Annotated in this window: 14 protein-coding genes; 11 read left to right on the forward strand and 3 right to left on the reverse strand. The window is 65.2% G+C overall.

Annotated elements, in window-relative coordinates; translation table 11 throughout:
- The first annotated feature begins 10 nt into the window (after positions 1 to 10).
- On the forward strand, positions 11 to 1,327 hold the full coding sequence (basC, locus tag GYH29_RS00060; protein ID WP_174243627.1) for a putative histamine N-monooxygenase: 1,317 nt from the start codon (positions 11 to 13) through the stop codon (positions 1,325 to 1,327).
- Positions 1,328 to 1,785: 458 nt separating this feature from the next.
- On the opposite strand, the gene GYH29_RS00065 is transcribed toward basC, so the two are convergent.
- Positions 1,786 to 3,936, reverse strand: coding sequence for a condensation domain-containing protein (locus GYH29_RS00065; protein WP_161523006.1), 2,151 nt, complete (start codon positions 3,934 to 3,936; stop codon positions 1,786 to 1,788).
- A 361-nt stretch (positions 3,937 to 4,297) separates the two neighbouring features.
- On the opposite strand from GYH29_RS00065, the gene GYH29_RS00070 reads away from it, so the two are divergent.
- The 8 genes from GYH29_RS00070 (at position 4,298) to GYH29_RS00105 (ending at position 14,450) form a co-directional block, all read left to right on the forward strand.
- Complete coding sequence (locus GYH29_RS00070) at positions 4,298 to 4,867, forward strand: sigma-70 family RNA polymerase sigma factor (protein WP_052370690.1); 570 nt, start codon at positions 4,298 to 4,300, stop codon at positions 4,865 to 4,867.
- On the forward strand, positions 4,864 to 6,663 hold the full coding sequence (locus GYH29_RS00075) for an ABC transporter ATP-binding protein (protein ID WP_161523007.1): 1,800 nt from the start codon (positions 4,864 to 4,866) through the stop codon (positions 6,661 to 6,663). Before GYH29_RS00070 ends, GYH29_RS00075 begins: the two co-directional genes overlap by 4 nt.
- Positions 6,657 to 8,426: an ABC transporter ATP-binding protein gene (locus tag GYH29_RS00080; protein WP_161523008.1), complete on the forward strand. Its 1,770-nt coding sequence runs from the start codon at positions 6,657 to 6,659 to the stop codon at positions 8,424 to 8,426. Before GYH29_RS00075 ends, GYH29_RS00080 begins: the two co-directional genes overlap by 7 nt.
- Complete coding sequence (locus GYH29_RS00085) at positions 8,423 to 9,367, forward strand: ABC transporter permease (RefSeq protein ID WP_043592528.1); 945 nt, start codon at positions 8,423 to 8,425, stop codon at positions 9,365 to 9,367. The genes GYH29_RS00080 and GYH29_RS00085 overlap by 4 nt, the downstream gene beginning before the upstream one ends.
- Positions 9,364 to 10,314: an iron chelate uptake ABC transporter family permease subunit gene (locus GYH29_RS00090; RefSeq protein WP_019102306.1), complete on the forward strand. Its 951-nt coding sequence runs from the start codon at positions 9,364 to 9,366 to the stop codon at positions 10,312 to 10,314. Before GYH29_RS00085 ends, GYH29_RS00090 begins: the two co-directional genes overlap by 4 nt.
- Positions 10,311 to 11,093 carry an iron ABC transporter ATP-binding protein gene (locus GYH29_RS00095; RefSeq protein WP_019102307.1) on the forward strand — a complete coding sequence of 261 codons (783 nt, stop codon included), beginning with the start codon at positions 10,311 to 10,313 and terminating at the stop codon, positions 11,091 to 11,093. The genes GYH29_RS00090 and GYH29_RS00095 overlap by 4 nt, the downstream gene beginning before the upstream one ends.
- Positions 11,090 to 12,079, forward strand: coding sequence for a siderophore ABC transporter substrate-binding protein (locus GYH29_RS00100; protein WP_019102308.1), 990 nt, complete (start codon positions 11,090 to 11,092; stop codon positions 12,077 to 12,079). Before GYH29_RS00095 ends, GYH29_RS00100 begins: the two co-directional genes overlap by 4 nt.
- 130 nt (positions 12,080 to 12,209) lie before the next feature.
- Positions 12,210 to 14,450 carry a TonB-dependent receptor gene (locus tag GYH29_RS00105; RefSeq protein WP_081950387.1) on the forward strand — a complete coding sequence of 747 codons (2,241 nt, stop codon included), beginning with the start codon at positions 12,210 to 12,212 and terminating at the stop codon, positions 14,448 to 14,450.
- 161 nt (positions 14,451 to 14,611) lie between these two features.
- Here GYH29_RS00105 and GYH29_RS00110 read toward each other — a convergent pair whose 3' ends face one another.
- On the reverse strand, positions 14,612 to 15,310 hold the full coding sequence (locus GYH29_RS00110; RefSeq protein WP_118266234.1) for an NUDIX hydrolase: 699 nt from the start codon (positions 15,308 to 15,310) through the stop codon (positions 14,612 to 14,614).
- A 133-nt stretch (positions 15,311 to 15,443) separates the two neighbouring features.
- On the opposite strand from GYH29_RS00110, the gene GYH29_RS24950 reads away from it, so the two are divergent.
- Both GYH29_RS24950 and GYH29_RS00120 read left to right on the forward strand, forming a co-directional pair.
- Complete coding sequence (locus GYH29_RS24950) at positions 15,444 to 16,256, forward strand: ribose-phosphate pyrophosphokinase-like domain-containing protein (RefSeq protein WP_081576231.1); 813 nt, start codon at positions 15,444 to 15,446, stop codon at positions 16,254 to 16,256.
- A gap of 26 nt (positions 16,257 to 16,282) precedes the next feature.
- Positions 16,283 to 18,001 carry a nicotinate phosphoribosyltransferase gene (locus GYH29_RS00120; RefSeq protein ID WP_161523009.1) on the forward strand — a complete coding sequence of 573 codons (1,719 nt, stop codon included), beginning with the start codon at positions 16,283 to 16,285 and terminating at the stop codon, positions 17,999 to 18,001.
- A gap of 60 nt (positions 18,002 to 18,061) precedes the next feature.
- Here the strand turns inward: GYH29_RS00120 and GYH29_RS00125 are convergent, their stop codons facing one another.
- Entirely contained in the window at positions 18,062 to 18,808 is a 747-nt protein-coding gene (locus tag GYH29_RS00125; protein WP_161523010.1) for a fimbrial protein, read from the reverse strand.
- Between the last annotated feature and the right edge of the window lie 193 nt (positions 18,809 to 19,001).

A 19,001-nucleotide genomic window follows, 5' to 3' on the forward strand; every position in this document is an offset into this window, starting at 1 on the left:
GTATATGGAAATGGCGAACGTAGATGTTGCCGGCGTTGGCATCGGGCCGTTCAATCTGGGCTTGGCGGCCTTGTTGTCGCGCCACTCGGACATCAAAGGAGTGTTTCTGGAGCGCAAACCGGCGTTCCGCTGGCATGAGGGTTTGCTATTGCCGGGCACCACGCTGCAAGTGCCGTTCCTGGCCGACTTGGTCACGCTGGCGGACCCCACGCATCCACTCAGCTATCTGAACTATCTGCACCAGCACGACAGGCTTTACCAGTTCTACTACTACGACAACACCCTGGTGCCGCGCATCGAATACGACGATTACTGCCGCTGGGCCGCGCAACAGTTGCCGGCCTGCCGTTTTGGCGAGGAGGTGCGGGACGTGACTTACGACGCCGGCGCGGGGCGCTTTGTGGTGGACAGCGAATCGGCGTCCGGCGGGATGCGCCGCTATGCCGGCCGTGATCTGGTGGTGGGGGTGGGCACTTCGCCGTGGCTGCCGGCGTGGGCGCGCGCCACCCGCCACCCGCGGGTCATCCATTCCGCCCAGTTCATCCCCAATCAACAAGCGCTGTCGCAATGCCGGCGCGTCACCGTGATCGGCTCCGGCCAGAGCGCGGCGGAGTGCGTGCTGGCGTTGTTCCGCGAGCTGAGCCCGGAGCAGGTGGCGGCCGGGGCGTCCATCCAGTGGATCACGCGCGCGCCGGGTTTCCACCCGATGGAGTTTTCCAAGCTGGGGCAGGAGTGCTTCACCCCGGCTTATATGCAGTACTTCCACAGCATTCCGCGGGAGAAGCGCCGCGAGGTGGTGGCTGGCCAGGGTCTGTTGTACAAGGGCATCAGCTTCTCCACCATCGGCGATATCTTCGACTTGCTCTACGAGCGTTCGATAGGCGGGCGCGATCCGGGCCTGAAGCTGTATTCCAATTGCGATGTGGAAGCGCTGGAGGAGCTGGGCGCGGACGGCGCGCTGCGCATGACTTGCCATCACCGGCAACTGGGCCAGCGCTGCCAGCTGGAGACCGACGCCATCGTGGCCGCCACCGGCTACGCGCACGCTTGGCCGCAGTGGTTTGAGCGGCTGAAGGAGACGGTGCTGGAGGTGGACCCGCAGGGCGATTGCATCGTGGAGGAGGATTTCACCGCCCGCCGCCGCGATCAGGGTCCGGGCCGGGTCTTTGTGCAGAACGCGGAGATTTTCCAGCACGGGGTGGGTTCGCCGGACCTGGGCATAGGCCCGATCCGCAACGCGGCCATCATCAATCAGTTGCTGGGCCAGCCGCGTTATCGTCTGCCGCAGCGTTCGGCGTTCCAGCATTATGGGCTGCCGCAGGGGTAGGTTATTTCGGCCTAGCTGGTTTTGAATCCGCTGCGCGGATGATGGTTTTGATTGCCGGGGCTGCCCGGCGAGCAGGGAGGAGATATTTGCTTGGCCAAATATCCCCTCCACCCCTAAAGGCCACCCTGCAAGCCTGGCCTACGGCTCCCCGCCGGTTCCCGTCAGGCCCGAGGCGCGGCTGAACTCGCGATTTGCTAACGTCAAATCGCTCAAACAGGGCAGCCGCTTAAAACCTCGGGCCTGCCACCCGGCGGCAGGCTTGAAGGGACCCAGGGTACGTCGAATACGAGGTTTCCTACGTATTTACGTAACATCTCAACGCACTTACAAAAGATCGTAAACAGACTCTAAGGCTGTTTCGGCCGGCGATGACATTGACGCCCCCGCTCTCGTTTGAGGGCGGGGGCGTCAGATTTTGCGCGTCTTATCACCGACGCGCAGCGGACATGGAACAGGCCTTAGCCCAGCAGCTCTTCTAGCCTCCGCTCGCTGGCGTCGCCCGCGCTCAAGAGCGCGAACAAGCGGTGCAGCGTGGCGCAGATGGCCTCGAGCTGGGCGGCGGAGTAGCGCTCCGCGCGGTAGGTGATGACCAGGCGCAGCGAGCCGTCGTGCGCGTCTTCCATGATCTCGAACTGCAGGCCGAACATGGATTCGCTCTTGTCCGGGTCGATCTGGCGGTAGCGGATCTCGCCGCCGTCCGGGGCCGGCAGCGCGCCGTTGAGCGCGTTGTTGGCGTGAACCTGGATGTAGACGTCGAACAGCAGGCCGTCCGCCGGCGTCATGCCCAGCGCGTTTTGCACCAGTTCCAGCGGAATGTCGGCGTAGGCCATGGAGTCGTTGATGGTCAGGGTCACGTCCTTGAGCAGGCTGCCCAGCGACTGCCGGCGGTCGAAGCGCACCCGGTGCGCCACCATGGTGGTGAAGTAGCCGACGGTGTCGAAATACGCCGCGTCGGTGCGGCCGGAGGACGAGGTGCCGATCACGATTTCCGGCAGATCGCCCAGCTTATGCAGGGCCAGCGCAATGGCGGTGTAGACCACGCTGAACAGCGAGGAATCGTGGCGCTTGGCGAAGGCGGTGATGGCTTCCAGCGCGCCCGGCTCGGGCTTGAACTCCAGCCATTTGGCTTTGAAGCCGGCGGGCTGGTTGGGCGCGGCGGCCGACGCGGCCGGGTCCGGCAGGCGCAGGCCCGGCGTGGCACCGCGCAACATTGAGGTCCAGTAGTCCATGTGGCGCGGGTTGACGCCCTGGCTCTGTTGTTCCAGCGCGAAGGCGTGGAAGGAGGGCGCCGGGGCGGTCCATCGCGGCGCCTGCCCGGCGGCGCGGGCGCGATAGGCCAGCGCCAGCTCGTCCATCATCACATTCAGCGACCATTCGTCGATGGCCATGTGGTGCACCAGGAAGGACAAGGTCTGGCGGCCGGTGGCCGGGTGGCGCAGGAAGCGTATCCGCAGCGGCAGTTCGCGGCTCAGGTCGAAGCGGTGGGCGGCTTCGTCGGCCAGCGTCAGCCCCTCGCTCTCGGCGCTGCTCCAGAACCACTTGTAGCCGCCGGTTTCCGCCAGCGGCACGATGCGCTGGAGCGCGGCGCCGTCTTCTTCATGGAAGGTGGTGCGCAGGCTGGCATGGCGTTCCAGCAAGTCCGTGAAGGCCAGGCGGAACAGGTTTTCATCCACCGGGTCCAGGAAATCCAGCGCGAAAGGCAGGTTGAAGATGGTGCCGAAGTCATAGGCGGCGTAGGCGCGCCACAGCGAGGCCTGCGCCAGCGCCAGCGGGGCTTGGCTTACTTCGCCGGACGGCGCGGCCTGGCGGCGTTGTTCGCTGACGGTGGCGCGGGCGGCCAGCGCGGCGGCGGTGGGGGCTTCAAAGAAGTCGTTGAAGCGGATCTGAATGCCGTGCTTGCTTTGCAGGGTGCCGATGATGCGGGTGGCCAGCAGCGAATGGCCGCCGAAATCGAAGAAGTTGTCGTCCGGCCGCATGTCGGGTTCGGCCAGCACGGCGCGCAGTTCGGCCAGGATGACGGCGGCGATAGCGTCCACGCCGTCGGCTGCGGGCTGGCCGGCTGCCGGCGGGCGGTCAGCGGCTTCGCCGGCCTCTAGCGGCGTCAGGGTCAGCGGCCGGCGCGTGGGCTCCAGTTGCTGATAACCCTGGGTCAGCGCGTCCGCCAAGGCGTTGAACGGCTGGGCGGGGTCCAGGATGGGGTGCAGGCTCAAGGCCAGCACGGCGCTGTGCTCGGTATGGATGATCAGGGCCTGGAACGGCGGCTGTGTCGCCGCGTCCCAAGGCGCCGCGCGCAGCGCCTGCAGGCGGTCGGCCAGTTCGGCTTCCTTCATGCGGGGGAAGGCGATGCAAGGATGCCAGCCGTCCACGTGGGATTTGCACAGATCGCCGTCGTCGCTGAACTCGTAACGGGCGTTCAGCTCCGGCCGGGCCTGGATCAGCTGTTGCAGCGCCAGGGTGAGCAGGGCGAGGTCCGTCTGCGGGTCCAGCCGCCAGGCGTCGATGTGGCGGCTCAGGCGTTCCGGGTGCTGCTGCTGCAATAGCCAGCATTGTTCTTCGTGAAGGCTCAGGGACAGGCGCTGCGACGGGATGTCGGGGTGGGGGTGCGACAAGGGTAGTCTCCTTCTGGAATTCAACGGCCAATAATCGTTGCGGGCGGCGACTGGAGTTGCTTGGTGGTCGCCTGTTCTCTAAGGGCGTCGTCGGGAGATGACGGCCCTGGGAATGGGTGCGGCTGGTTTTTGCGATGAGATGTTTACGGCATGGGAGGCGCGGGATTCCGGCCGTTTCAGTCATGGCCCCATCGGGCTGAGAGGGCGCTTATACGTCATGTCTGGCGGCCGTAAACTGGCTTTTCGGCATAATTAATGCAAAAGACATTGTTTGTTTGCGTTGGGTATGACGTATTGACAATGTCGATGATAATAATAAAAATGATTATCATTTGCAAATTCAAGTGAAAAGGAGAGGGGCGTGGACAATGGCCCGATCACTTTTCAGTCGCAATTGCAGAGCTTGTACCTGGATCACCACGGCTGGCTGTGCGGTTTGCTGCAGCGCAAGTTGGGCAATCCAAACGATGCGACGGATCTGGCTCACGACATTTACCTGCACCTCATTCAGAAAGGGCGGATTCCGCCGGCGGATGAATCCCGTTGCCACTTGGCGCAGATCGCCAAAGGCAAGGTGATTGATTTGCTGCGCCGCCGCCGCTTGGAGGCCAGCTATCTGGAAAGCCAGGCCCAGCAGCCGGAGCCGCGCGCGCAGTCGGAAGAGGCGCGCGCGCTGGTGAAGGAGGAGATCAAGGGGGTGGACCTGGCGCTGATGGGCAAGTCGTTCAAGGTGCGCCAGGCGCTGCTGCTGTCCCGGCTCAACGGCATGAGCTACGGCGATATCGCCGCGGAGCTTCAGGTGTCGGTGTCTTCGGTGGAGAAGTACGTTGCGCTGGGCCTGCAAGCCTGCCGGCGCAGCGTGGAGGCCGGCCTGGGGCCGGGCGCGTGCAAGCAACAACCATTAATCCGTGTTGTAGAGGAGTTGTCATGAGTGTTGAGGAAGAGGTTTTGGGAGAGGCCGCCGCCGCCGGGCCTATCGCCCGCGTGTTGGCGCCGATACGCGGCCGGCTGATCGCCGCCGGCCTGCTGGCGGGGCTGGGCGCCATGCTGAGCCTGGCGCCGCTGGCCGGCGTCGCCCATATCGCGCAGCTGGCGCTGGGTCAGGGCGCGGCCGCGCTGGGCGGCGATGATTTGTGGCGGGTGGTGGGCCTGAGCCTGCTCTGCCTGTTTGCCGGCATGACGCTGATCCTGGCCGGCGACGTGGTGGCCCACCTGGCGGACAACCGCATCACCGGCCTGCTGCGCCTGGCCATTACCCGCCGGCTGGCCAAGGTGCCGCTGGGCTGGTTCACCAGCCGCGCCTCGGGCGAGGTCAAGCAGGCGATGCACGACGATATCGGCATCCTGCACAGCCTGACCGCCCATTTCTACACCACGCTGGGGCGCAGCGTGGGCGCGGTGCTGGCGTCCATCGTCTACATGTTTGCGATGGATTGGCGCATGGCCACCGCCTCGCTGCTGCCCTTCCCGCTGTTCTTCCTGTTTTTCGCGCGGGCGCACAAGGCCAGCGCGGCCAATATGGAGAGCTTTGGCGCGGGCATGGCGCGCATCAACAACGCGGTGGTGGAGTTCGTCAACGGCATTCCGGTGGTGAAGGCCTTTGGCGCGCAGCACAAGGCGCACGGCAGCTACCGCGCGGCGATAGACGCCTTCGCCAGCGCTTTCACGGATTTCACCCGGCAGTTGGTCAGCGCAATGGCCAACGCCAACGCCATCATCGCGCCGGTGTCGGTGCTGGGCGTGGTGCTGGCTTTTGGCGCGCTGATGGTGGGCCTGGGCTGGATCGCCCCGGTGGACGTCTTGCCCTTCGCCCTGGTGGCGCCGGGGCTGAGCTCGCCGCTCTTGATGCTGAGCTACATCACTCATGACCTTAACCACGCCACCGGCGCGGCCCAGCGCGTGCACGCGCTGCTGCAGATCCCGGTGCTGGAAACCGCCGCCGGCGCGGCGCGGCCGGCCGACGCCGAAATCCGCGTGGAAGGGCTGAGTTACGCTTATTCCGAGCAAGAGCCGGTGTTGTCCGGCATCGATTTCACGCTGGCTCCCGGCACGGTGACGGCCATCGTCGGCCCCTCCGGCGCCGGCAAGTCCACGCTGGCGCGGCTGCTGCTGCGCTTCTTCGACCCCAGCGCCGGGCGCATCACCCTGGGCGGCGTGGATTTGCGGCAGTTGGACAGCGCGGAGCTGTACCGGCGCATCGGCTTCGTCCTGCAGGACGTGCGCCTGATCCACGCCAGCGTGCGCGACAACATCGCGCTGGGCCGGCCCTCGGCCAGCCAGGCGGAGATCGAAGAGGCCGCGCGCACCGCCAATATCCACGAACGCATTCTCAGCCTGCCGCGCGGCTATGACTCGGTGATTGGCGAGGACGTGCAGTTCTCCGGCGGCGAGGCCCAGCGGCTGAGCATTGCCCGCGCGGTGTTGCTGGACCCGCCGGTGCTGGTGCTGGACGAGGCGACGGCGGCGGCCGACGCGGAAAACGAGGTGAAGCTGCAGCAGGCGCTGTCCGCCTTCGCCCGCGGCCGCACCTTGGTGGTGATCGCCCACCGGCTGGATACGGTGATGCAGGCGGACCAGATCCTGGTGGTGGACAAGGGCCGGCTGATTGAGCGCGGCCGCCATCAAGAGCTGCTGGCGCAGGGCGGCTGCTACGCGCGGCTGTGGGCGCAGGGCCATTACGGCAAGACCGGGGAAGCAGAACAGGAAGGATTGGTGCCGCAATGTTGAAAACTTTTATTCGGCTGCTGGGGGACGATGCGGCCAAATTGCGCCGCTACGCGTGGCTGGCCTTGATTTACAGCCTGCTGTGCGGCGTGACCATCGTGATGCTGGCGCCGGTGCTCAGTCATTTGCTGGCCGGCGAGGCGCGCGCGGCCGGCATGTGGCTGGCGGCGCAGGCGCTGGGCGTGGCGTTGTGCTGGGGCCTGCGGCGCAAGGTGGAAAAAGCCGGCATCGCTGTCGGCATCGCCGTGTTGCAAGGCGGGCGCCACCGGCTGGCCGAGCATGTGGGCAGCCTGCCGGTGGGTTGGTTCAGCGCCGGCAACACCGCCCGGCTCAACCACATCGCCACTCAGGGCATGATGGAAATGGCCCAGCTGCCGGCCCATGTGTTCACTCCGTTGTTTGTCGGCGTGGTGACACCGGTGGTGGTGCTGGGCGCGCTGTTCGCCGTTAATCCGTTGATGGGCTGGGTGGGGCTGGCCAGCCTGCCTTGCCTGCTGCTGGTGTTTGGGCTGACCGCGCGGCTGAGCCAGCGCGCGGACCAGGCTTACCAGCAAAGCACGGCTCAGAGCAGCCAGCGCATGGTGGAGTTCGCGCAGGCCCAATCGGTGCTGCGCGCCTTTAACGGCGAAAGCGGCGGCACGCGTTTTCTGGAGCAGGCCATCGCCCAGCAGCAGCAATCCGGTCGGCATTTGATCCGGTTGTCGGCGCTGTCCTCGGTGCTCAATGTGTGGGCGGTGCAGGCCAGCTTCGCCGCGCTGTTGCTGGTGGCCGCCTTGTGGCTGGGCGACCACGCCGGCCTGGGCCTGACCCCGGCCACGGTGATTCCGGCGCTGGTGGCGCTGATGCTGATGAGCCGCTTCATCGACCCGCTGCTGGACGTGGCCGGCTACAGCGAGGTATTGCGCGGCGCGCGCGGCCAGTTGCAGGCGGTGGCCAAGCTGTTTGAGGTGGCGCCCATGGCGGAACCGGCCCGTTCCGGCGCGCCGGCGGACGCCTCGGTGGAACTGAACCGGGTGAGTTTCCGCTACGGGCCGGAACAGGCGCCGGTGCTGAACGGGCTCAACCTGCGCATAGCGCCGGGCAGCATGACCGCGCTGGTGGGCGCGTCCGGCTCCGGCAAAACCACTTTGCTGCGCTTGATCGCCCGTTTCTTCGATGTGGACCAGGGCGAGGTGAAAGTGGGCGGCGTGGATGTCCGCGATCTGTCCAGCGAGCGGCTGGCCGGCCAGATCAGCCAGATCTTCCAGGACGCCTATCTGTTCCAGGGCAGCATTGGCGACAACATCCGCATCGGCAAACCGGACGCCAGCGACGCCGAAGTGTTGGCGGCGGCCCGGCTGGCCGGGGTGGAGGAAATCATCGAGCGGCTGCCGCAGGGCCTGGACACCGCGGTGGGCGAGGGCGGCGCGCGCTTGTCCGGCGGCGAGCGCCAGCGCATTTCTATTGCACGTGCGCTGATCAAGGACGCGCCCATCCTGCTGGTGGATGAAGCCACAGCGGCGCTGGACACCGAAAACCAGGCCGCCATCGCCCAGGCGCTGGCGCGGCTGCGCGGCAAACGCACTCTGATCGTCATCGCCCACCAGCTGTCCACGGTGGAGATGGCGGACCAGATCGTGGTGTTGGAGGACGGCAAGGTCCGCGAGCAAGGCAGCCATGCCGAGCTGAGCGCGCGCTCCGGTCTCTACGCTCACTTCCTGGAGCAGCGCAGAAGCGCCAAGGGCTGGCGCATCACCGCGGCGCCCGTCGCAGAGGCCGTGTCTTGAAACGACTTGCCTTGCCGCTGCTGCTCTTGGCTTGCAGCGGCCTGTCTTTGATGGTGGGGGCCAAGCAGATGGCCTGGACCGGGCCGCTGGCCCTGTCCGACGACAGTTGGCTGACCCTCACCGCCAGCCGGTTGCCGCGCTTGGCGGCGCTGCTGCTGGTGGGGGTGGGGCTGTCGGTGTGCGGGGTGATTTTGCAGCAGATCGTGCGCAACCGTTTTGTGGAGCCGGCCACCTCAGGCGGGCTGGACGCGGCCAAGTTGGGCATTCTGGTGGGGCTGAGCCTGGTCCCGGAGGCCGGAAACCTGGGACGGATGCTGTTTGCGCTGGCTTTCTGCTTTGCGTCCAGCCTGGTCTTCATCGCCATCATTCGCCGCATCCAGTTCAAGAACACCGTGCTGGTGCCGGTGATAGGGTTGATGTACGGCAGCGTGCTCAGCGCCGTGGCCGAGTTCTACGCCTATCGCCACAACATCCTGCAAAGCATGCAGGGCTGGCTGCTGGGCGATTTTTCCAAGATCGTCGAAGGCAATTACGAGATCGTCTACCTGATTCTGCCCATCGTCGCGCTGGCTTATTGCTACGCCCACCGCTTCACCGTGCTGGGCATGGGCGAGGAGATGGCCGCCAGCCTGGGCCTGAGCTACGCGGCCACCGCGGCGCTAGGCCTGGTGCTGGTGGCGGTGACGGTGGCCGCCACCGTTATCACCGTGGGCGCGATTCCCTTTGTCGGCTTGGTCATTCCCAATCTGGTGGCGCTGCGTTGGGGCGAGAACCTGCAGCGCACGCTGCCCATCGTCGCCGCTTGCGGCGCCTTGTTGATGTTGGTTTGCGACATCATCGGCCGCCTGCTGATCTACCCGTTTGAAGTGCCCATCGGCCTGACCGCGGGCAGCGTGGGCGGCGTCCTGTTCCTGATGATGATTCTATGGAAGCACAAATGAGGGATGCCCTGATCCGCCGCGGCGTCTGGGCGCTGGCGGCGGCGCTGGCGCTGGCGTTCCTGCTGCTGGGCTCCGGCCTGGATTTCGATTACGTGATACCCAACCGGCTGCTGCGCCTGGCCGCCATCGTGGTGGCCGGGGTCTGCATCGCCGTGTCCGCGCTCACCTTCCAGACGCTGACCGGCAACCGCATCCTCACCCCGGCCATCATGGGCTACGAGGCGATCTACCTGCTGCTGCAGTCCCTGCTGGTGATGGCGCTGGGCGCGCACAGCCTGGCGCTGCTGGGCCGCCACGGCAACGCGCTGTTGTCCATCGCGGTGATGCTGGCTTATTCCTGGGCCATCCACCGCGCGCTGTTCCGCAAGGAACGCAATGATCTCTATCTGCTGCTGCTGACCGGCCTGGTGCTAACCATGGTGCTGGGCACTTTTACCCAGTTCATCCAGCTCAAGACCAGCCCGGGCGAGTTCGCCATCCTGCAGGGCTTCAGCTACGCCTCCTTCAACCGGGTTCAGCCAGGGGCGTTGCTGTTCGCCGCGCTGCTGACCGCGGCCGCGGCCTGGCTGGTGAGCCGTCGGCTGGCGGTGCTGGACGTGCTGCTGCTGGGGCGCGAGCAGGCGATCTCCCTGGGCGTGGATTACCCCGGTAATGTGCGCATGCAGCTGGCGCTGATTGCGGTGTTGGCGGCGGTGTCCACCAGCCTGGTGGGGCCCACCGCCTTCATGGGCGTCTTCGTGGCCAACATCACTTACGCGCTGGCGCGGACTTTCCGGCACCGGGTCACGCTGCCCATGGCCTGCGCCATCGCCATCGCCATCTTTATTGCTGCCCAACTGCTGGTGGAGCAGCTGTTCAATTACAAAACCACCGTCAGCATCCTGGTCAACCTGGTCTGTGGAGCCTACTTCCTGGCGCTGATGGTGCGTAGCAGAGGACATGCATGATCACGCTTGAGCGCGTCTACAAGGCCTATGGCGACAAACAGGTGCTGCGCGACGTCAATCTCAGTTTTCCCTCCAAGCAAGTCACCTCGCTGATCGGCCCCAACGGGGCCGGCAAGAGCACGCTGCTGATGTCCATCGCCCGGCTGTTGAAGCCCAGCGCCGGACGCATCCTGATGGACGGGGAGGAGATAGAGCGGATCCCGCTGCGCGGCTACGCCAAGCGCGTGGCCACGCTGCGTCAGCACCCCAATATCGGCCTGCGCCTGACGGTGGAGGAGCTGGTGGGCTTCGGCCGCTTTCCCTACAGCCAGGGCCTGCTGAGCCGGGACGACCGCCGCGCGGTGGACGAGGCGCTGGCCTTCCTGGAGCTGGAACCGCTGCGCGTCCGTTATCTGGACGAGCTTAGCGGCGGCCAGCGGCAGATGGCTTTTTTGGCGATGTGCATCGCCCAGCAGTCCGATTATCTGCTGCTGGACGAGCCGCTCAACAACCTGGACATGAAGCACGCGGTGCACATCATGCAGGCCATACGCCGGCTGAGCGAGGAACAAGGCCGCACCGTGATCCTGGTGGTGCACGACATCAACTTCGCGGCCAATTACTCGGACCACATCGTCGCCATGAAGGCGGGCGCCGTGCACGGCTGCGGCCCGGTGGCGGAGGTGGTCACCCAGGCGCGGCTGCGCGACCTCTACGGCCTGGCCGTGGACATCCTGCCCAGCGAGCGCGGCTTCGTCTGTAATTACTTCAACCCTACCCCCACTGGAGAACCCGTATGAGCAACGATAAGAAGCCGCGCGCGCGCGCGGCCCTGCTGGCGCTGGCCGTGGCCGGCGGCCTGCTGGGCTGCGACGCCCGTCAGGCGACATCCGAAACCGCCGCCGCTCCGACGACCCAGGCCGCCTACGCCCCGGTCACCGTCAAGCACGAACTGGGCACCACGCAGATCAACAAGCGGCCGGAGCGGGTGGTGGCCTTCGACATGAGCGAGCTGGACGCGCTGGATCAGCTGGGCGCGCCGGTGGCGGGCATCTCCAAAGATTACGTGGCAGGCTTCCTGAAGAAGTACGAGCAGGATCCCAAGGTGATGGACGTGGGCACCACCATCCAGCCCAATCTGGAGCGGCTGCACGCGCTCAAGCCGGACCTGATCCTGATCTCCCCGCTGCAGGCGCAAAGCTATCCGGAGCTGAGCCGCATCGCGCCGACGCTGCATTACGACATCGACCTCAACAACCGCCCCGGCCATACCCTGGACACGGCCAAGGAGCATTTGCTGACCCTGGGCCGGATTTTGGGCAAGGAGGCGCTGGCGCGCGAGAAAGCCGGCGAGATCGACGCCAAGATCAAGCAGGTGCGCGAGGTGACCGCCGGCCGTCCGGAAAAGGCCTTGATCGTGCTGCACAACAACGGGGCCTTTACCTCCTACGGCGTGCGTTCGCGCTACGGTTACATCTTCGACACCCTGGGGGTGAAGCCGGCCAGCAACGAGACCAGCAGCGGCCTGCACGGCCAGCCTATCTCCAATGAATTCATCCAGCAGGCGGACCCGGACATCCTGTACGTGATAGACCGCACCGCGGTAATGGAGCGGCGTCCGGCCTTGAATCTGAAAACCCTGGACAACCCGCTGCTGCGGCAGACCAAGGCCTGGCGCAAGGGCAAGGTGATCTTTGCCGACGCCGAAACCTGGTATCTGTGCACCGCCAGCCTGAGCTGCCTGAACCGGATTGGGGATGAGGTGATCAAGGGCTACCGTAGTTAAACCGGACGTGGCGCGGGAGGCTTGACGATGTGCTATCAAAAATGATTTTCATTTCTATTTGAGGGTTTGGCACTTTGCTTCGGAATACATAGTGAAGTGAAACAATCTCCTCACGTAGAAAGGAACTTGGATGTTGAGTCAGAAACGGTCGGCCTCCCCCATATCAACTACACGCCGACTCGCGCCGCAATCCGCCTTCCCGCTGAATAAACTTCTCTCCGCCACCCGCCTGGCCCTGATGGTGGGCTTTGGCGGCATGGCCTTGGCTCCTGCCGCGCTGGCGCAAGGCACGGACGCCGCGCCGGCCAAGGCCCAGGCGGGCAACAGCGCGCCGGAACGGCTGGAGCCGGTGGTGGTGCAAGGCCGCCGCGTTTACGCCGGCGGCCAGCTGGCCACCGATAGCCGAGTGGGCGTACTGGGCAATCTGGACGTGATGGACACGCCGTTCAGCACCATCAGCTACACCGAGGACTATGTGGCCAATCAGCAAGCGCGTGAGATAGGCGCGCTGATCGGCGCCGCCGATCCCTCGGTCCACGTGGCCAGCAAGGGCACCATCCTCGAGAAATTCAATATCCGCGGCTTTCCCACCTCCGCCAACGATATGACCTTCAACGGCTTGATCGGCATGGCGCCCAATCTGCGCGGCTCCACCGAGATGGCGGCGCGGGTGGAAGTGCTGAAGGGGCCGTCCACCCTGCTCAACGGCATGCCGCCGGAAGGCAGCCTGGGCGGCAGCGTCAACATCGTGCCCAAGCGCGCGGGCAACACGCCGCTGACTTCCATCACCGCGACTTATGAATCCGACAATATGCCCGGCGTGCACGTGGATGCGGGCCGGCGCTTTGGCGACAAGCAGCAATGGGGCGTGCGTTTCAACGGCGTTTACCGCAACGGCGACACCGCGGTGGACAAGCAGAAACAGGGCATGAACCTGGCCTCGCTGGGCCTGGACTGGCGCGGAGAACGCGCCCGCGTCTCGCTGGATCTCTACCACCAGCGCGAGAAGATGGACGGCATCAACTACTTCGGCATCTTCTCCATCGCCCCGGGAGTGACGCAGCTGCCCACGCCCAAGAAGGGCGATTACCAGTTTGCGCCGGATTGGGCCACCAATACCAACACCACCCAGGTGGCCTTGCTGCGCGGGGAGTACGAGCTGAGCGACGCGCTGACCCTGTACGGCGCTTATGGCCATCGCAAGGCGGACTTCGACGCCACGATCACGCGCGACACCCTGCTCAATAACGCCGGCGATCTCAGCGTGGGCGTCTACCGCCTGGTGAACGAGGGCACGCAGAAATCCGGCGAGGCCGGCGTGCGCGGTCACTTCGACACCGGCAAGATTCAGCATAAGTGGTCGCTGGCGGCCACGCGCTTCACCTCCGAGCGCAGCTACCGGGATGGAATGGGCCCAAGCTTCACCACCAATTACTATGCGCCGTCCTTCGGGCCCAAGCCGACGTTCCGGTTTATGGGCAGAAGCGTTGAGGACAAGCTGGGCAGCATCGCCCTGGTGGACACGCTCTCCTTCATGGACGGCAAGGTGCAGTGGACGGTGGGCACGCGGCGTCAGAATGTGCAGAGCAGCAACTACAACGCCGCCGGCGCGCAAACCTCCAACTACGACCAAAGCCGCTGGTCTCCGGCCACTGCCTTGCTGGTCAAGCTATCGGAACAGCTCTCGGTTTACGGCAACTACATCCAGGGTCTGAACCAGGGCGGCGTGGCGCCGGACACGGCCAAGAACGCCGGCGAAAGCCTGCAGCCGTATCAGACCGAGCAGTATGAACTGGGCGCCAAGCTGGATTGGGGCGGCCTCACCCATAACCTGAGCCTGTTCCAGATCGCCCGGCCCAGCGCTTACACCAGCCCGGACAGCAATGTCTTTGGTGTGTACGGCGAGCAGCGCAACCGAGGTTTGGAGTGGAGCTTCTGGGGCGAGGCCAGCCGCGGCCTGCGCCTGATGGGCGGCGCGTCTTACACCAAGGCCGAGCTGACCAAGGCGCTGGATCCGGCGCATCTGGGCAAGCAGGCCACCGGCGTGCCCAAGGTGATGGCCAAGCTGGGCGTGGAATACGACATCGCCGCTCTACCGGGCCTGACTGCCACCGGCAACGCCCAGTACGTGGGCGAGCGCTTTGTTCGCGACAACAACCAGCTGTCCTTGCCTTCCTACACCCTGTTTGACCTGGGCGCGCGTTACACCACCAAAGTGGCGGCCAAGGAAATCACCCTGCGCGCGACGGTGCAGAACGTCGCCAACCGAGCTTACTGGGTAGGGTCGTGGAGCGGCGGCGACGGCAGCGGCTTGTCCGGCGGCCTGGGCGCGCCGCGTACCTTGCTGCTGTCCGGCACTTTGTCGTTCTGAGGCTCTGCTTGCGATCCGCTGCGCGTCGCGGGATTTCGCTTGAGCGGTGGTTTCCGCTTTGGGCCGTCTTGGCTCGCGAGAGCGTGAGCCGGCGCTAAGCGCGCAGGGAAGCTAGTCAACGCCGCGGCTTCGGCCGCGGCGTTGTCGCGTCTGATGCCGGCTTACCAGCGCGCGCGCTTGAACAGGCTGAGCCGGTTGATGCGGAACAGACGCGCCGGGCGCTGCTTGCCGCCCAGGAATTCTTCGGTGGCCTCCAGTATGGCGGCCTCGTCCGCGTATTCGCCGGGCTTTGCGTCGGTTACTTTGATGCCCAGCCGTGAGCGGAAGGTGCCGCGGGACACGGTTTCGCCAAAGATCTGCTCGTAAGTGCGCTGAAGCTGGGTGAGGGTGAACAGCTCCGGCAGCAGCCAGCAGGGCAGGGTGGAGTAGCTGGCCTTGTTGCGTACCCGCTGCACCGCTTCCCGCACCTGCTCCGCGTGGTCGAAGGCCAGCTCCGGCAACTGGTCCACATCGTAAAAGTGGAACACGCCGTCGCCGGCGTCCCGCAGCTGCTGCAGCGGGATCAACGCCACATGGGCGATGGCCACCGACCAGCCGCGCGGATCGCGCCGCGGGCCGGCGAAGGTGCGCAGCTGTTCCAGATAGCGGGGTTCCAGTCCGGTTTTGTCGCGCAACACGCGCATGGCGGTGGCTTCGCAGCTTTCGTCCTCGTCCACATGCACATAGCCGCCGGGCAGCGCCAGCTGGTGTTGGCAGGGGGCATGTTGGCGACGGTGCAGCGCCACTTGCAGGCCGGTGGCGCCCAGGGTGAGCAGGACGATGTCCACGCTGACGGCGGGCGCGGGGCGAGAGGTGCTCATAGGCAGTCTCCGGTGTGGTTTTACGATATTTTCCGCCATATAGTTGCAAAACTCAACTAAGGTCATTTATACTGCGCGCATGTTAGTTGAAATTATCAACTAAGTAAGCCAACACAGCGCAGGAGTCGGCATCATGTTCAAGGTTTTCGCGGTTTCTCAGCAGGGCGCCAGCCAGCCGCTGGCTTTTCAAAGCACGGTGTTTCCCGGTGGGGAAGTGCAGGTGTCGGTGGAGCTGGATGCGCCGGCGGAAGCCTTGCGGCTGCATGCCCACCTGCCCGACGCGCAAGCGGTGATGACCTTGCTGATGCTGAGCGACGCGTTGCGCCGCGCTTATCCGGGCCGGCCGCTGGCGCTGCATCTGCCTTATGTGCCGTATGCGCGTCAGGACCGGGTAGCCAATCCCGGCGAGGCGTTGAGCGCCAAAGTGTTTTGTCAGTTGATCAACGCCCAAGGCTACAGCCGGGTGGTGATCCAGGATCCGCACAGCGATGTGGTGACCGCTTTGCTGGACCGGGTGGAAGTGGAGGACCCGTTGCCGGCGCTACGTCGGGTGCTGGAGCGGGTAGGCCCGGCGGCGCTGGTGGCGCCGGATGCCGGCGCGCGCAAGCGAGTACTGAAGCTGGCGCGGGAGTTGGGCTGCGAGGCGGTGTTGGCGGACAAGGTGCGGGATACCCAAAGCGGCCGCATCAGCGGCACCCAGGTGACCGGCCCCTTGCCGGCGCTGCCGCTATTGGTGGTGGACGATATCTGCGACGGCGGCCGCACCTTCACCGAGCTGGCCAAGGCGCTGCGCGAACGCCAGCGGGAACAGGGGCTGGACGCGCCGCTGCACCTGTACGTGACCCACGGCATTTTCAGCCATGGCCTGGAACCGCTGCTGGCGCATTACCAGCAGGTGTTCAGCCGCAATAACTGGACTGCGGATACCCGCTGCCAGCTGGTTTGACTTACACATTAGATAGGGAATACATCATGAACGCCCCCATTCGCCCCCTGGCCCGTGAACTGAACCAACTGCAGCCGTTCAATCTGGCGGACTTCTACAAAACCGGCCATCCATCCATGTATCCGGCGGCCACCACCAAGCTGGTGGCCAATTTCACCCCGCGCTCGGCCAAGTACGCGCCGGTGCTGCCGGAGCTGTTCGACAACAAGGTGGTGTGGTTCGGCCTGCAGGGCTTCATTCAGCAATACCTGATCGACTTGTTCGACCAGGAGTTCTTCCGCCAACCGCGGGACAAGGCGGTGCGCAAATACCAGCGCCGCATGGACACGGCGTTGGGTGCGGGCGCGGTGCCAGCAAGCCGGCTGGAAGCGCTGCACGCGCTGGGTCATCTGCCGCTGGAGATTCGCTCCCTGCCGGAAGGCGCGCGGGTGGATATCAAGGTGCCGCCGGTGATCTTCAGCAATACGCATCCGGACTTCCCCTGGGTGGCCACCTATTTTGAAACCCTGTTCAGCTGCGAATCCTGGAAGCCGTCCACAGTGGCCACCATCGCGTTTGAATTCCGCAAACTGCTGGACTATTTCGCTCGCCTCACCGGCAGCGCCCCGGAGTTCGTCAATTGGCAGGGGCATGACTTCTCCATGCGCGGCATGAGCGGGGTGCACGACGCCATGCGCTGCGGCGCCGGCCATCTGCTGTCCTTCACCGGCACCGACACCATTCCGGCGCTGGACTATCTGGAGGACTTTTACGACGCGGACGCGGAGCGGGAACTGGTGGGCGGCTCCATCCCGGCGTCGGAACACAGTGTGATGGCGCTGCGCATCCTGTTGACGCTGCAGCGGCTACGCCGCGACCCGGCCCACGCCGGGCTGGAGGAGGGAGCGCTGCGCCAGCTGGCGGAGCGGGAAGTGGTGCGCGAGTTCGTTAGCCAGGATTATCCGCAGGGCATGGTGTCCATTGTCAGCGACACCTTTGATTTCTGGAACGTGGTCACGGTGATTGCCCGTGAACTGAAGGACGATATCCTGGCGCGGCGGCCGGACGCGCTGGGCAACGCCAAGGTGGTGTTCCGCCCGGACTCCGGCGATCCGGTGAAAATCCTCACCGGCTACCGCGACGACGAGCTGGTCCGTGTTGACGGCCTGCCGGCGCGGGACGCGGACGGCGCGTACACAGCGCTGAGCGGCGGCCTGCGGGTGACGGAGGCGGAGCGCAAGGGCGCGGTGGAGTGCCTGTGGGAGATTTACGGCGGCACGGTCAGCGCCGCCGGCTACCGGCTGCTGGACAGCCACGTGGGCCTGATCTATGGCGACTCCATCACCCTGCCGCGCGCCCGCGCCATCCTGCGCCGGCTGGCGGCCAAGGGTTTCGCCTCCGGCAATGTGGTGTTCGGAATCGGCAGCTTTGTCTACGGCATGAACTCGCGGGACACCTTCGGCTACGCGCTGAAGGCGATTTACGCGGAGGTGGACGGCGAGGCGGTGGATATCTACAAGGACCCGGCAACGGACGACGGCACCAAAAAATCCGCCAAGGGCCTGCTGCGGGTGGAGCGTGAGGGCGATCATTACGTGCTGCATCAGCAACAGACGGCGGAGCAGGCGGAAGGCGGCGAGTTGCGGCCGGTGTTCCGCGATGGCCAGCTGCTGTCGCGGCAATCGCTGGCGGAGATCCGGCAGCGGCTGATGGCCTCCTGGCAGTGTCCGGAGCCGGGCAGCATTCGTTGGAGCGTGGAGGACTGAAGCCGCCGCGTCGCGTTTCCAGGCCGGGCGGCATGCCCGGCCTTTTGCGTCGCCGTAGGCTTAATCAAAGCTCAACTCCACGGTGGCGGCGGCATTGACCTCGCCGGGCTGGATGGGGGCGCCGTTGACGGCGTAGCGCACCACCATGGGCAGCGCGTGCTGTTGCCTGGCCGCCAGGCTGGTGAACTCGGTGCCCAGTACATACGCACCGGTTTCGCCCTGGCGCTGCAGCTCCAGTCCAATGCCCTGGGCGTTGTTTCGCCCGCCGGCGATGCTCAGCAGCGTGCCGGTGTTCCCTCGCGCGTTGGCGTCGCTCAGCCTGGCGCGGATGCTGGTGCCGGGCGCGCAGTCCAGATCGATGTTGAACTGCTTATCGCCGGCGCGACCGGTGCCGGCGAAGTCGAGGGTGCTGACGTCGGGCAGGCGGACAGTCTGGCTGGCGTTGCGGAACGAGCAGCCGATGGCTTTGATCGCGGAGGGGTTGAACGCATACATGTAGAGCGGCTGGTTGTAGATGTGTCCTCCCGGCGGGGCGCTGTAGTGCATGGCGTAATGCATGGGCGCAAGCACCCGGCTTGTGATATTGCCGGTCTTGATCAATTCGAAGGTGTCCTCGAGCATCGTTTTCTTCTTGTAATGAATGCCTCGGCGGTTGGTGTCGCTTTTATTGAGTGGCCCCTTGGAGAAGACTTGCGAGGTACTGGTGTTGTGGTTGTGGTTGCTCCAGCGGATGCCTATGCCCTCGGTTTTGGTATTTCTGACATGGCTCACCGAGGATTTGCCATGGTCTTGATTGCTGGGGGACACATGGACTTTCCAGGAGTAGTCCTGTCCCCGACCCAGCTTCAAACCGGTTGAGTTGCAGGAAATTTCTGTTTTGACTCTGGCCGTGGCCAATACCGTGCCGTTTGGCGCATCCCGTAACACCGTAATCTCGTTGGGGAAAGGCTGGGTCACGCTAGAGGTTGCGGAGCAAGTGGCATGAATGTGGTTGGCAATA

It is taken from the genome of Chromobacterium haemolyticum (genome assembly GCF_009936155.1).
Lineage (GTDB): Bacteria > Pseudomonadota > Gammaproteobacteria > Burkholderiales > Chromobacteriaceae > Chromobacterium > Chromobacterium haemolyticum.